Source organism: Shewanella algidipiscicola (genome assembly GCF_900380485.1).
Classification (GTDB): Bacteria; Pseudomonadota; Gammaproteobacteria; order Enterobacterales; family Shewanellaceae; genus Shewanella; species Shewanella algidipiscicola.
Genome location: NZ_OXJV01000001.1, coordinates 924,052 through 938,889, shown reverse-complemented (window position 1 = coordinate 938,889; position 14,838 = coordinate 924,052). Strand labels below are relative to the sequence as shown.

The 14,838-nt window shown below is 48.0% G+C and carries 15 protein-coding genes; all 15 read left to right on the top strand.

The genetic code is table 11. The features are described 5' to 3' along the window. Positions 1–4: 4 nt before the first annotated feature. The 15 genes from DN599_RS04245 (at position 5) to fliN (ending at position 14,838) form a co-directional block, all read left to right on the top strand. Positions 5–322: a hypothetical protein gene (locus DN599_RS04245; protein WP_110456376.1), complete on the top strand. Its 318-nt coding sequence runs from the start codon at positions 5–7 to the stop codon at positions 320–322. 10 nt (positions 323–332) lie between these two features. Further along, complete coding sequence (gene fliS / locus DN599_RS04240) at positions 333–740, top strand: flagellar export chaperone FliS (protein ID WP_110456375.1); 408 nt, start codon at positions 333–335, stop codon at positions 738–740. Between the two features lie 271 nt (positions 741–1,011). Next, positions 1,012–2,445: a sigma-54 dependent transcriptional regulator gene (locus DN599_RS04235; RefSeq protein WP_110456374.1), complete on the top strand. Its 1,434-nt coding sequence runs from the start codon at positions 1,012–1,014 to the stop codon at positions 2,443–2,445. A gap of 142 nt (positions 2,446–2,587) precedes the next feature. Further along, on the top strand, positions 2,588–3,661 hold the full coding sequence (locus tag DN599_RS04230) for a sensor histidine kinase (protein WP_110456373.1): 1,074 nt from the start codon (positions 2,588–2,590) through the stop codon (positions 3,659–3,661). Continuing rightward, positions 3,654–5,003 (top strand): sigma-54-dependent transcriptional regulator, encoded by a 1,350-nt coding sequence (locus DN599_RS04225; RefSeq protein ID WP_110456372.1) that lies wholly within the window; start codon positions 3,654–3,656, stop codon positions 5,001–5,003. The genes DN599_RS04230 and DN599_RS04225 overlap by 8 nt, the downstream gene beginning before the upstream one ends. A gap of 290 nt (positions 5,004–5,293) precedes the next feature. Beyond that, positions 5,294–5,626, top strand: coding sequence for a flagellar hook-basal body complex protein FliE (fliE, locus tag DN599_RS04220; RefSeq protein WP_110456371.1), 333 nt, complete (start codon positions 5,294–5,296; stop codon positions 5,624–5,626). A 68-nt stretch (positions 5,627–5,694) separates the two neighbouring features. Beyond that, positions 5,695–7,389, top strand: coding sequence for a flagellar basal-body MS-ring/collar protein FliF (gene fliF, locus DN599_RS04215; RefSeq protein WP_162599163.1), 1,695 nt, complete (start codon positions 5,695–5,697; stop codon positions 7,387–7,389). After that, complete coding sequence (fliG, locus tag DN599_RS04210; RefSeq protein ID WP_110456369.1) at positions 7,382–8,431, top strand: flagellar motor switch protein FliG; 1,050 nt, start codon at positions 7,382–7,384, stop codon at positions 8,429–8,431. The genes fliF and fliG overlap by 8 nt, the downstream gene beginning before the upstream one ends. After that, positions 8,431–9,375 (top strand): flagellar assembly protein FliH, encoded by a 945-nt coding sequence (gene fliH / locus DN599_RS04205; RefSeq protein ID WP_110456368.1) that lies wholly within the window; start codon positions 8,431–8,433, stop codon positions 9,373–9,375. The genes fliG and fliH overlap by 1 nt, the downstream gene beginning before the upstream one ends. Then, positions 9,344–10,684 (top strand): flagellar protein export ATPase FliI, encoded by a 1,341-nt coding sequence (fliI, locus tag DN599_RS04200; RefSeq protein ID WP_110456367.1) that lies wholly within the window; start codon positions 9,344–9,346, stop codon positions 10,682–10,684. The genes fliH and fliI overlap by 32 nt, the downstream gene beginning before the upstream one ends. A 52-nt stretch (positions 10,685–10,736) precedes the next feature. Continuing rightward, positions 10,737–11,183 carry a flagellar export protein FliJ gene (gene fliJ / locus DN599_RS04195; protein ID WP_110456789.1) on the top strand — a complete coding sequence of 149 codons (447 nt, stop codon included), beginning with the start codon at positions 10,737–10,739 and terminating at the stop codon, positions 11,181–11,183. Positions 11,184–11,372: 189 nt separating this feature from the next. Beyond that, entirely contained in the window at positions 11,373–12,734 is a 1,362-nt protein-coding gene (locus tag DN599_RS04190) for a flagellar hook-length control protein FliK (protein WP_110456366.1), read from the top strand. A 76-nt stretch (positions 12,735–12,810) separates the two neighbouring features. After that, complete coding sequence (fliL, locus tag DN599_RS04185; protein WP_110456365.1) at positions 12,811–13,332, top strand: flagellar basal body-associated protein FliL; 522 nt, start codon at positions 12,811–12,813, stop codon at positions 13,330–13,332. A 39-nt stretch (positions 13,333–13,371) separates the two neighbouring features. Then, complete coding sequence (fliM, locus tag DN599_RS04180) at positions 13,372–14,400, top strand: flagellar motor switch protein FliM (RefSeq protein WP_110456364.1); 1,029 nt, start codon at positions 13,372–13,374, stop codon at positions 14,398–14,400. A 54-nt stretch (positions 14,401–14,454) separates the two neighbouring features. Next, positions 14,455–14,838, top strand: a complete 384-nt coding sequence (gene fliN / locus DN599_RS04175; RefSeq protein WP_110456363.1) for a flagellar motor switch protein FliN — start codon at positions 14,455–14,457, stop codon at positions 14,836–14,838.

The window sequence follows — 14,838 nt, the reverse complement described above, 5'->3', positions numbered from 1 at the left end:
AGATTTGCAATCACTGAATACACTAAATACTCAGTTGGCTGCTGTATTGAGTCAATTAGAGGCGATTACAGCCGAAGATGAAAAAGCTGATGAGTTGGTATCAAATTTGCTAGATTTGGTTTATCAGCGTCAACTTTTACTCAATGAGTTGCTTGAGTCTCCTAAAGAGGAAGATAGACAAGTACTGCAGACGCAATTAACGCTCACGAATCAGTTTACTGCTCGTGCGGTACCATTGTTAAAACATCGACAAGAGCTGCTGCATTTAGGGCAAAAGAGCCAGAAGCAGCTTAATGTGTATAAGTCTATAGGTTCAGAGTAGGTAGGTATTTATGAGAACGTCACTGAAATCATATCGTAAGGTATCAGTAGAGAGCGAAATTTCGGTCGCTTCTCCCCATCGTATAATTCAATTGATGTTTGAGGGGGCGCTGCAACGTTTAGCGCAAAGCCGTTATGCGATTGAAAATAATGATATTGCCAACAAAGGGATCTTTATTGGCAAAGCCATTGGTATTATTACTGGCCTAAACAATAGTTTGAATATGGAAGCTGGCGGTGATATCGCCAATAATCTTAGCGAACTCTATGATTTTATGCTGCGTAAAATATCGGAAGCTAATATCAATAATGATGTGCAGGCCATTGATGATGTTAGTGAGATACTCAGAACCATTAAAGAGGGTTGGGATGCTATTCCGCAAAAAGACCATCATATAGTGTCACACAGTGATGTGTAATTGCGTGCTTCGTAAAGCCTTGTGCGCCATAATTCTGTCAAGTGTCAAACCTTTGACGTCTTGTGCTTGAATCGTAGATAAATTGTTCTAGAATCAGATGAGTTTGTCATAAAGTGAATCTGATACTTGCTAATACGTTGCTGATAATACACTATTCCTTAATGGTAATTAGTTTATTTAAAATCAGTAGTAACTGCATTATCTCGTTTTCTAAGCTATTAACACTAATAATTAATGCGAACAACACTGAGCGCTTCTACGGCCTTCTTAAATGATGCAAACAGATCAACGAATTCTACTTGTCGGTAATGAGTCAGAGCGAACTAATCGCTTATCTTGTGTTTTTGAGTTTCTTGGTGAACAAGTTGAACAGCTTGGCGTTGATGAACTTGAAGTTCGAGTTTCCAATACCCGGTTTCGGGCATTGGTGCTAGCTCAAGAAGCACAATCAAAAGAGCTGTTAAAGACGATTGCCGCCGCGGTTCCTTGGCAGCCGATATTGGTATTAGGCCAAACCGACCCCCTTAGCACATCTAATATTCTTGGATGTATCGAAGAACCCCTTAACTACCCGCAGCTCACTGAGTTGTTACATTTTTGCCAAGTTTTTGTTCAGGCTAAACGGCCTGAAGTACCAACCAGTGGCAATCAAACCAAGTTATTTCGTAGCTTAGTTGGGCGAAGTGAAGGTATTGCTCAAGTTCGTCATCTGATAAATCAAGTGGCGGGTTCTGATGCCACGGTACTCGTACTGGGGCAATCCGGTACAGGTAAAGAGGTGGTAGCGCGAAATATTCATTATATTTCAGAGCGACGTGATGGCCCCTTTATTCCTGTTAACTGTGGTGCGATTCCTGCTGAATTGTTAGAAAGTGAACTCTTTGGCCATGAAAAAGGCTCTTTTACCGGTGCGATTAGTGCCCGTAAGGGACGATTTGAATTAGCCGAAGGCGGTACACTGTTTCTCGATGAAATTGGTGATATGCCGCTGCAGATGCAGGTAAAACTGCTGCGTGTATTGCAAGAGAAAGTCTTTGAACGCGTCGGTGGCAGTAAGGCGCTTAAGACCGATGTTCGAGTGATTGCCGCTACCCATCGCGAGCTTGAAACCATGATTGCCAATGGCGAATTCAGAGAGGATCTCTTCTATCGGTTAAATGTTTTTCCGGTCGAGATGCCCGCCCTGTGCGAGCGTAAAGACGATATTCCCCTATTGCTACAAGAATTAGTCAGTCGAGTCTATAACGAGGGGCGTGGTAAGGTACGTTTTACCCAGCGCGCCATAGAATCGCTTAAAGAGCACGGTTGGTCTGGTAATGTGAGGGAACTGTCTAACCTAGTCGAGCGTTTAACCATTCTGTATCCTGGTGGCCTTGTCGATGTGAACGATTTACCACTGAAGTACCGTCATATCGATGTACCTGAGTATCAAGTCGACGTCAGCGAAGAGGAGTTAGAGCGTGACGCCTTAGCGTCAATCTTTAGCGATGAAGTGGAGGTGGATATGCCTGAGAGCCGCTTCCCCAGTGAATTACCGCCTGAAGGAGTCAATCTTAAAGACCTCTTGGCTGAACTTGAAATTGATATGATCCGCCAAGCATTAGAACAGCAAGATAATGTGGTCGCCAGAGCCGCAGAAATGCTGGGTATTCGCCGCACAACCTTAGTTGAAAAAATGCGTAAATATGGCATGAGCAAAGACTAAACGTAATCAAGTTTATTATGTAGAAAGGGCGCTTAAGATAGCGCCCTTTCTGTTTTTTATCTATTTTACTGTTTATTATAGTTTTTTATTGGCACAAAACCTGCAGAGACTCCGTTAGCAGCAATTTATTGACGGAGTGACTATGTCCGCTACGCCCAAATTACACTTTACTGAGTTTGACTCTGTGCCACCTATGATGGCCAACAGCGTCGCTAACGATGCGATGTCTAGCACCATGGAACATATTCTCCAAGCGATGCCATCGGGTGTAGTGATCATTAATGGCGACGGTATTGTGACCGAGGCTAATCCGGTTGCGGTGCAGTTACTTGGTCAGCCACTGGCGGGCATGCGCTGGTTGCAGATCATTAACCGTGCCTTTTCGCCGCAGCATGATGATGGTCATGAAGTCTCTCTGAAAAATGGTCGCCGAGTTAAGCTGGCGATAACGCCTTTAACGCCGGAGCCTGGACAGTTGATTGTACTGACCGATCTGACCGAAACCCGCTTGCTGCAAAAGAATTTATCCCACCTGCAGCGTTTATCTGCCTTAGGTAAAATGGTGGCAAGCTTAGCGCATCAAGTGAGAACGCCTTTATCGGCCGCTTTGCTGTATGCCTCTAATCTTGGCAGTCCTAAATTAACCACAGATTCACGCCAGCGTTTTCAATCAAAGCTTATCGACCGGCTCAATGAATTATCGCAGCAGGTCGATGATATGTTGCTCATGGCTAAAGGGCGTCAACAAGAGTTAACCGATGCAACGAGTATGGCCGAAGTGGTCGATATTGTGCTGGCCAATTGTGAGCCGATCGCGGCGCGTAAAGAGTGTCGCTTGCACCTTGATATGGCCTCAACACAGACCTTTATGGCCAATCGCGCTGCATTGAGTTCTGCCATTAATAATTTAGTGATTAACAGCATTGAGGCCGGAGCCACACATGTTTGGATTAAGGCGCAAGATAATGCGCAGCAGATCCTGTTTGAAGTGGTTGATAACGGTAAAGGGATGGATAAATCCATGCAGCAACAGGTATTAGAACCGTTTTTTACCACCAAGTCGCAAGGCACTGGCTTAGGTCTGGCCGTGGTGCAAACCGTGGTAGCAAACCATCATGGCCAACTGCAGCTCAATTGTATACGCGGCCAAGGGTGCCGCGCCTCATTCGCTTTACCCGCTATGGTCGAACAGGACGTGGAGGTGACCCATGGCTGAAGCTCATATCTTATTAGTTGAAGACGATATTTCACTGCGTGAAGCCTTGGTTGATACCTTACTGCTAGCCCAGTATGCATGTATTGATGTTGGCTCTGCCGAAGAGGCGATCGTGGCGTTAAAGGAACATCAGTTTGACATGGTGATCAGTGACGTGCAGATGGACGGCATCGGCGGCTTAGGCTTACTCAATTATTTACAGCAGCATTACAGTCAGTTGCCTCTTTTATTAATGACCGCTTTTGCCACTATAGATAATGCGGTGAGTGCCATTAAATTGGGGGCGGTTGATTATTTAGCTAAGCCCTTCGCGCCAGAGGTGTTATTAAACCAGGTGTCGCGCTATTTAAAACCTAAATTAATCGAAAATCAGCCGATTGTGGCCGATGACAAAAGCCTAGCTTTACTGGCCTTGGCGCAAAAGGTGGCTCATTCAGATGCTTCGGTAATGATCCTGGGACCAAGTGGTTCGGGCAAAGAGGTATTAGCCCGCTATATTCATCAGCATAGTACCCGCACCGAAGGCCCTTTTGTGGCCATTAACTGTGCGGCGATCCCTGAAAATATGCTTGAGGCGACCCTGTTTGGTTATGAAAAGGGGGCATTTACTGGCGCTTATCAGGCCTGTCCGGGTAAATTTGAACAGGCGCAGGGTGGCACCTTGTTGCTTGATGAGATCTCTGAAATGGACTTAGGCTTACAGGCCAAGCTATTACGGGTATTGCAAGAGCGCGAGGTCGAGCGTTTAGGTGGTCGTAAAACCATTAAGCTAGATGTGCGGGTTTTGGCGACCTCCAACCGTGATTTAAAAGCTTTTGCTGCCAGAGGCGAGTTTCGTGAAGATCTCTATTATCGGATTAACGTGTTTCCACTGACGTGGCCTGCATTGTATCAACGCCCCGCGGATATTTTGCCGCTGGCAAAACACTTAGTGCAGCGTCATGCTAAGTCGAGCGGATTAGCGTACGTGCCACAATTAGATGAGTCGGCATCACGGCGTTTATTGACCCATCGCTGGCCGGGTAACGTACGCGAGCTGGATAACGTGATACAGCGAGCCCTGATCTTACTGTCGGGCGATACCATCACGGGAGGCGATATTATTATCGACAATCAAGATATTGGTATCGACAGTGCCCCGCAGTTTGGCGAGTCAAAAAGCGCCGAGTTAGATGGCCTCGGCGATGAGCTCAAAGCGCAAGAGCACGTGATCATCCTCGAGACACTGTCCCAGTGTAACGGCAGTCGTAAGTTAGTGGCCGAAAAGCTGGGGATCAGTGCCCGTACACTGCGCTATAAGATGGCTAAGATGCGCGATTTAGGCATTCAACTGCCAGCGTAATTCCCCCCCTTACCTTAAAGTAGAAAGCACAACATAGGTTATGTCCGATAAGCGCAGCAGAAGTTATCTTCTTATGCTGCGTTTTTATTTGTGCTATTTAACGCCCGCGGTTCGCAGCTTATTTGCGTGGTCAACTCTGGACCTAAGCTTGACTTAATTGTCACCTCTAGGTGGTTATTTAAGCGATTCGCTGGCTTAAAGTGCTATCGGTTGACCATTTTGGCAATAATATTGCATTAGCCTTGCTAACAGAAATTTTTCGTCAATAATACGACGACTAAGAGGTTAGTATGCAGATTGGTGCCAATTCATTATTGCAGGAGATGCAATCGCTTAGCGGTGAAATTAAGCCTAGCGGGATCACTCCTAACATAACTCAGCAAGTCGCTAACACCAGTGGCAGTGACTTTGGTCAACTCCTCTCACAAGCGGTCGGCACAGTGAACTCGTTACAGGGTCACTCATCGTCGATGCAAACACGTCTCGATATGGGCGATACCCGGGTGACTTTATCTGATACGGTTATCGCGCGCGAAAAAGCCAGCGTCGCATTTGAAGCCACAGTGCAGGTGCGTAACAAACTTGTCGAAGCGTACAAAGAGATCATGAGCATGCCAGTATAATGGACAGCTTTTCTGATCAGGCATTTCTTAAATAAAACACACAGCAGGTATCTATAGTGAGCACAGATATGGTAGTGGGAACAAACTCTACTGCAGACGACATGTTAGCCGGTGGGGTCCAAGAAGAGCACAAACCCAGTGGTGGTGGTGCTTTTGGCGGCGTCGACATGCTACGTCAAGTGACCATGATCTTAGCGCTGGCGATCTGTTTAGCCTTGGCTGTGTTTGTCATGTTGTGGGCGCAAGAGCCTGAATATCGCCCGTTGGGCAAAATGAGCACTGAGGAGATGGTACAAGTCCTCGATGTGCTAGATAAAAATAAAGTTGACTACCAAATTGATGTCGATGTATTAAAAGTGCCAGAGGATCAATACCAAGAAGTTAAAATGATGCTCAGTCGCGAAGGTATTGACAACTCGGCGACAAAAAATGACTACCTGTCTCAGGACAGTGGCTTCGGCGTCAGTCAACGCATGGAACAAGCGCGCTTAAAACATAGCCAAGAGCAAAACCTCGCCCGTACTATCGAAGAGCTTAAGAGTGTCAGCCGCGCTAAAGTGATTTTGGCCATCCCCAAAGAAAATGTTTTTGCTCGAAATCGTTCAACCCCAACCGCAACCGTGGTCATCAGTACTCGCCGAGGCGGATTAGGCCAAGAGGAGATCGACTCGATTGTCGATATCGTCGCCTCTGCGGTACACGGCCTTGAGCCCACACGCGTCACGGTTACAGACTCTAATGGTCGTTTACTCAATTCGGGCAGTCAAGACGCAGTATCGGCGCGAGCTAGGCGAGAGCAAGAGCTAGTGCAGCAAAAAGAGTCAGAATATCGTAATAAGATTGAGTCGATATTGATGCCTATTCTCGGCCCAGAAAACTTTACCGCTCAGGTCGATGTGAATATGGACTTTACTGCCGTTGAGCAGACCGCGAAACGCTTTAATCCTGACTTGCCTGCCATGCGCAGTGAAATGACTGTTGAAAATCAATCGGTGGGATCGACTACGGGCGGCATTCCTGGCGCCCTGACGAACCAACCGCCAATGGAGTCGAACATTCCTGAAAATGCGCTGGATAACCAACAAGAGCGTACTGTTCCTGGCTCGAGTCACAAAGAAGCCACCCGCAACTATGAACTCGACACCACCATTAGTCATACCCGTCAGCAAATTGGCGTGGTTAGGCGCGTCAGTGTATCGGTCGCCATTGACTTTAAAACCGGTCCTGCTGGCGCCGATGGGCAAGTGCAACGTGTGGCGCGCACAGAGCAGGAGTTGGCCAATATTCGTCGGCTACTTGAAGGTGCCGTGGGCTTTAATACTCAGCGTGGTGACATGATTGAACTGGTTACGGTTCCCTTTATGGATCAGTTGATTGAAGATGCACCTGCGCTGGAAATGTGGGAGCAACCTTGGTTTTGGCGCGCGGTTAAGCTAGTAATGGGTGGACTTATCATTCTGGCCTTGATCCTCTTTGTCGTGCGGCCTATGTTAAAACGGCTTATCTACCCCGATGCCGATAAGATGCCAGACGATCCAATGCTAGGGGGAGAGCTTGCAGAAATTGAAGATCAGTATGCCGCCGACACCTTGGGCATGTTAAATCGCCCTGATGCCGAATACAGTTATGCTGATGATGGTTCAATTTTGATACCAGATCTGCATAAAGATGATGATATGATCAAGGCCATCCGCGCCCTAGTGGCCAACGAACCGGAACTGTCCACCCAAGTAGTCAAAGGTTGGTTACAAGAAAATGAGTAATGATAAAGATATTGCAATCAAAGGTAATGCCGCCGAGTTCAATGTTGATGATCTGAGCGGCATTGAGAAAACAGCGATTTTATTACTCAGTTTGAGTGAAGCTGATGCAGCCTCCATTTTAAAACACTTAGAGCCTAAGCAAGTGCAAAAAGTCGGCATGTCGATGGCTGCCATGAAAGACTTTGGCCAAAGTAAAGTGATTGGGGTACACAAACTGTTTTTAGAAGAGGTGCAGAAATACTCTTCTATTGGCTTTAATAGTGAGGAGTTTGTGCGCAAAGCCTTGACGGCAGCCTTAGGTGAAGACAAAGCCGGCAACCTGATTGAACAGATCATCATGGGCGGCGGAGCGCGCGGACTTGAGTCATTAAAATGGATGGACGCCAGACAGGTTGCCACCATTATTCAAAATGAACACCCGCAAATCCAAACCATTGTCTTATCATATCTTGAGCCGGATCAAGCGGCGGAAATTTTTGCTCAAGCACCAGAAAATACTCGTTTAGATTTGATGATGCGTATTGCTAACCTAGAAGAAGTGCAACCCGCAGCGCTGCAAGAACTTAATGACATCATGGAGAAACAGTTTGCTGGCCAGGGCGGCGCGCAAGCTGCCAAGATGGGCGGGCTCAAAGCCGCAGCCAGCATCATGAACTACCTCGATACCGGAGTTGAAAGTCAGTTGATGGAAACCCTGCGTGAATCCGATGAAGAGTTAGCCCAGCAGATCCAAGACTTGATGTTTGTGTTTGAAAACCTCTCCGATGTTGATGATATTGGTATTCAAACCTTACTGCGTGAAGTGCAGCAAGATGTGTTGATGAAAGCCCTTAAAGGCGCTGATGATCAACTTAAAGAGAAAATATTACGTAATATGTCCAAACGTGCCGCTGAAATTCTTAACGATGATTTGGAAGCCATGGGGCCTATTCGCATCAGTGAAGTGGAGATGGCGCAAAAAGAAATTTTGTCTATTGCCCGTCGTTTAAGTGATGCTGGCGAGATCATTCTCGGCGGTGGCGGTGGCGATGAGTTCCTATAATGAGTAACGCCGACGATCGTTCAACACCTAAAGATAAGGCTGACTTTAGTCACTGGCAGTTGCCCGATGTGACTGTGGTCGACAAGACGCCCAAGGAGAATCTCTTTGGTCGCACAACTCAGGTTAAAGAGGCGGTAGAAGTCGAACAGCAGGTGTTGCCGCCGACGCTTGCCGAAATCGAAACTATTCGCGCCGAAGCCGAAACCGAAGGGTTTGAACAAGGCCAGCAACAAGGCTATCAAGAGGGCTTAGAAAAAGGCCGCCTCAGCGGGTTAGAGCAAGGTCATCAAGAAGGCTTCAGCCAAGGCGAAGAGCAAGGTTACCAGCATGGCTTGACTCAGGCGCAGCAACAAGTTCAGCAATTTGAAGCCTTAATGCAGCAATTAGTGGCACCTTTATCGCTACTCGATACCGAAATTGAGCAATCTCTGGTAAATCTCAGCATGACCTTAGCCAAGGCGGTAATAGGCCATGAGTTGCAGGTGAACCCTGAACATGTCTTGGCCGCCCTTCGCCAAGGTATTGACGCCCTTCCGCTAAAAGAGCAAGGCGTCAATGTGCGTTTGCACCCTGAAGACGTCACCTTGGTTGAGCAGTTATATGGCAGTGTCCAACTGCAAAAAAATCGCTGGGAGATAGAGTCCGATCCGTCACTGCGCCGCGGCGAGTGCATCATCAGTAATGATAGAAGCCGTGTCGACATGGGGCTTGAAAGCCGCATTAAGGCGGTATTTGAAAACTTAGTCCACAGCGAAAGTCACTTAGAGCAACAGAAGCTGCAACAGCAGCAGGTGTTGGCTAAGCAGGCGGGTGAGGCGGTGAGTCAGGTATCAGCACCCGAAGGACAATCCTCCTCAGAGGCGGATGCCGCGACGCCCCATGATGATACGCGTGATAGCCAAGGCCAAGCAGATGCAGACACGACAACACCAACTGCTGAATAAATTTAAACAGCATAATCATAACGTCAATCCGTTTATGCCTGATGCCAGTGGTCAACTGGTTAGGGTGGTGGGCTTGACGCTGGAAGCCACCGGTTGCCGTGCATCGGTAGGCAGTTTGTGCAGTATTGCGACCATGGCCGGTGACCTTATTGCCGAGGTGGTCGGTTTTGACGATAAACTACTGTATTTAATGCCTGTTGAAGAGCTCAGAGGCGTGATGCCCGGCGCTAAAGTTACGCCATTGGGTGCGCAGGCTGGGCTCAATGTGGGCCTGTCCTTACTGGGACGAGTGCTCGATGGTAACGGTGCGCCACTCGATGGCTTAGGCCATCTGCATACCGACCAAAAAGCCCCGCGTCATGCCGCGCCCATTAATCCATTGGCACGACGGGCGATCACCGAGCCGCTCGATGTTGGCGTCCGCGCCATCAATGCGATGCTGACCGTCGGTAAGGGACAACGTATGGGGCTGTTTGCCGGCTCTGGCGTCGGTAAAAGTGTGCTGTTGGGTATGATGACCCGTGGGACTACCGCCGATATCATTGTCGTGGGCTTAGTTGGCGAACGTGGCCGTGAGGTGAAAGAGTTTATCGAAGAGATCTTAGGTGAAGAGGGGCGAGCCCGCTCTGTGGTGGTGGCCGCCCCTGCCGATACCTCACCGTTAATGCGGCTGCGCGCCTGTGAAACATCGACCCGTATCGCCGAGTATTTTCGCGATTTGGGCTATAACGTCTTACTGTTAATGGACAGTCTGACTCGTTATGCGCAGGCGCAACGTGAAATTGCACTGGCCGTCGGTGAGCCACCAGCCACCAAGGGCTATCCGCCCTCGGTGTTTGCCAAGTTACCTAAGTTAGTGGAACGGGCCGGTAATGGTGGTGTTGGACAAGGTTCGATCACCGCGTTTTATACTGTGCTCACCGAAGGTGATGATTTACAAGATCCTATAGCCGATTCGGCGCGAGCGATCCTCGACGGTCATATTGTGCTATCACGTGCCTTGGCCGATTCGGGCCATTACCCTGCTATCGATGTCGAGGCATCCATTAGCCGTGTGGCGCCTATGGTGATCAGTGAAGCCCACTTAGAAGCCACTCGCCGAGTTAAACAGATGTACTCCTTATATCAACAAAACCGTGACTTGATCTCGATTGGTGCTTATACCCAGGGCAGCGATCCGCGTATCGATAACGCCATTCGCCTGCAACCGGCAATGAACGCTTTTTTACGTCAAACGATGAAAGAGTCGCTCAGCTTTGACAGTTGCGCCTTGATGTTAGGCCAACTGAGTGCCCAATGTCAGGGGTAGCGATTATCCCTGTATGCGATAGATGCCCTCGTTTGATGATATAGAGGATGTGATGGCAAAACATGATCCACTCGATACCGTGCTTAAATTGGCGCTCGACGCCGAAGAGCAAGCGTCACTGCAGCTACGCTCTGCGCAGATGGTGCTGCAAAAATGCCAGCAGCAACTAAGCGCATTACAACAGTACCGTCTCGATTACATGAAACAGATGGAGCAGCAACAGGGACAGGTAATAAGTGCAAGTAATTATCATCAGTTTCATCAGTTTATCCGTCAAATTGATGAGGCGATCACTAAACAACATTTTGCCGTCAATGAGTCAGATAAACAGCGTCAAATTGGCCAGCAAGCGTGGCAAGTTAAACAGCAAAAGCGTAAAGCGGTGGAGCTGCTACTTGAGCGCAAGGCGCATAAGCGGCAACTTGCCGAATTAAAGCAAGAACAAAAGATGATTGATGAGTTTGCCTCTCAGCAATTTTTTAGAAAACCTCAACGTTAAGTGCCTCAGTCGCCGCAATATTGCTCTTCATTAAAAATAATCATCAGACAAGGCAATAACTTAACAGTTGGCGCTTTATTTGCATTGTTTATCAAAATACTAATTTCTTATCGGCAGTACGACCGAATAATTGACACTAAAAGCGTGACATAAGCGCCGCGTGTTACGCGTAACAGTGTTGGAGGATTTATGCCACAAATGAATAGCGTGCTGTTATCTAAAGCGGATACCGCAGGCGATAAATTAGGTTTGCAACCCAACAAATCTAGTGCTAACGACTCGAAAAATAACGACTTTTCGACGGCGTTAGCGCAAGCGTCAGCCGATAATGACCCAAGTCATAAAACCCAAGGCCCTTCTGAAGCCGATAAGATAGCGCATGACACTCAACAGGTCGTGGCAGCGGATGAGCAACAAGACGAGGATAATGACGTCGCCAATGTGTTGGCGCAAATTAACTGGGCGACACAGTTAGCGGAAAACCAGGAACTTGCCGACGGCGGCGTGCCATTGCCACCCGATGCAGAATTAGGCTCAGAGCTGAAGCTGTCAAGTGAGACGAGTACCGACGAGCTGTTAGCTAGCCTAACTCAATCCCAACTAGAGGTGCTTGAGAGTCAAACTGGCCTGAGTCAGGCACAGCTAGCGCAATTGCCGCCGCAAATGATGGCGGGGCTAATGGAGGGAGCGCAGCAGGGTAACAGTACTGCTTTTAATGCCTTAGTCGAGCAGGCCAACACGTTTTTAGCCGCGCAGGGGGCGGTTAACCATGGTCTCGGTGCTAACAGTTTTGGGGCTAACAGTCTTGGGGCTAAGATGGGCGGCGACGATGCTAAATCGAGTTTGGGTGGAGCTCAATCTGGCGTTTCCCCAGAGCTTAAACCTGACGCCGCCGGGCAAATAACCGCCAAAGTGCAAGCTCAAGCGGATGCTAATGCAAGTGCTGGCAATGAGCTTAAAAATGCTAAGTTAATGGTCACTATGGCCGCAGAGGGTGATATCGCCGACAATGGCGTTAACGAGTTAAAGCCCACATCATCGACCATGACATCGACTCCTTTTGCGCGAGCCGAGGCGCCAGCCCAGTATCAAGTCTCCATTCGACCGCAAGGTGAGCCTGCCCAGCAGATGCAGGAGATGATTCAAAAGTTTTCCCCCGTCATGCGTCAACAATTGATCGCTATGGTCAGCCAAGGGGTGCAACACGCAGAGATCCGGCTCGACCCGCCAGAGCTTGGGCAGATGATGGTGCGTATTCAAGTACAGGGCGATCAGACCCAAGTGCAGTTTCAGGTGATGCAACATCAGACCAAAGATCTGGTCGAACAGGCGATCCCACGCTTACGTGAGATGCTGGCCGAACAAGGAATGCAGTTGACAGACAGTAATGTGTCGCAAGGCGGTGGTGGCCGAGAGCAAGGTGAAGCCGATGGCTCTGGTCATCAAAATGGCACCTCAGCATCGGATGTGGATGAAATATCAACAGATGAAAGCTTATTGGCCGCGAATAATGCAACAAGTTACCGCTCAGGTATAGATTATTATGCATAAGCAGGTAACCTATAGGGTTATTGATTCCTCCACCTAGTGTAGGCGCTTAAAAAGTGGCGTGTTATAGGAAATAAACATGGCAGAAGAAGAATCGTTACAACTGGAACAGAATGCGCCGCTCAAAAGCAAAAAGAAGCTGATTATTTTTGCCTCTGTAGGACTTGTCGTTCTCCTTAGTGTAGTCATCGCGTTATGGTTGTTATTGGGGACGAGTGACTCATCCGATAATGAACCGATTGATGATACCTCTGTAGAGCAAGTCGCTCCCGCTAATAGTGGTGAAGCGTTTTATGTCGGCATGCCTCGGCCGTTTCTGTTCAACCTGCCAGGGCAAAACCGTGCACGTATAGTCGAGATAAAAGTGCAGTTAATGGTGCGAGGCGCTGACGATGATGTGTTACTGAAGAAACACATTCCATTAATCGAAGATGCGCTTTTAACGACTTTTAGTAGTGCCAATGTGCAAAAGTTAAGTTCGTTAGCGGGTAAAGATGAGCTACGACAACTGGCACTGCTGAATGTGCAAAACACATTGCAGCCTGTGACCGGGCGTAAAGTGGTCGAACGGGTACTCTTTACTGGATTTGTAATGCAGTGATGCTAGCGGCAATCTTGATTAACCAGGTAGGGCAATATTGTGAGTGATCTATTAAGCCAAGACGAAATCGATGCGTTATTACACGGTGTCGATGACGTTGATGAAGATGAGGCAAGTGATAACGAGCTAGATGCGCGATCCTATGACTTTTCTTCTCAAGATCGTATTGTCCGTGGCCGGATGCCGACCCTTGAGATCGTTAACGAACGTTTTGCGCGCCATTTACGCATCAGCATGTTTAATATGATGCGCCGTGCGGCAGAAGTGTCGATTAATGGCGTGCAGATGCTCAAGTTTGGTGAATATGTGCATACCTTATTTGTGCCCACTAGCCTTAATATGGTGCGCTTTAGCCCACTAAAAGGTACCGCCTTGATCACCATGGAAGCCCGGCTGGTGTTTATTTTGGTGGATAACTTCTTTGGTGGTGATGGCCGTTTTCATGCCAAGATTGAGGGGCGAGAATTTACCCCCACCGAACGGCGTATCGTACAACTGCTGCTTAAAATTATCTTCGAAGATTATAAAGAAGCTTGGGCACCTGTCATGGATGTCGAGTTTGATTATCTTGACTCTGAAGTGAACCCTGCGATGGCCAACATTGTTAGCCCTACCGAAGTGGTGGTGGTGAGTTCGTTTCATATCGAAGTCGACGGAGGGGGGGGCGATTTTCATATTACCATGCCTTACTCGATGATAGAGCCGATTCGCGAGTTGCTTGATGCGGGTGTACAAAGTGATACCCAAGACACAGACATGCGCTGGTCGCAAGCCTTAAAAGATGAAATCATGGACGTCAAAGTGGGCATCGATGCCACTATTGTCGAAAAAGAGATGTCCTTGAAGAGTGTACTGAGCTTAAAGGCGGGCGATATTATTCCTATTGAAATGCCTGAGCACATAGTCATGCGGGTTGAAGACTTGCCCACTTATCGTTGTAAACTTGGGCGTTCAAGAGAAAATTTAGCCTTACATATTCGGGAAAAAATCCCACGGCCTGAAACGGCGAAAAGCGAATTACAGCTAGTGACCAAAAAGGGTAAGGCACGAGAGATTGGCAATATCTAGTTAATCCGAGTTTAGGTTAGTTAACCATTATTTGAGTTTTAAAGGTAAAAAGTGATGAGCACAGAAGATACAGGTGATGATTGGGCTGCAGCAATGGCTGAGCAGGCGATTGAAGAGGTTCAAGCCGTTGAATTAGACGAATTAGCCGACAGTTCTAAACCGCTAACCGAAGAGGAAGCGGCCAAACTCGATACCATTATGGATATTCCTGTGACCATCTCGATGGAAGTGGGGCGCAGTTTTATTAATATCCGTAACTTGCTGCAGTTGAACCAAGGCTCGGTGGTTGAGTTAGACCGTGTCGCTGGTGAACCCTTAGATGTTATGGTCAACGGCACCTTAGTTGCCCACGGCGAAGTGGTTGTGGTCAATGATAAATTTGGTATTCGATTGACCGACGTCATTAGCCAAACCGAACGCATTAAAAAGCTTAAGTGA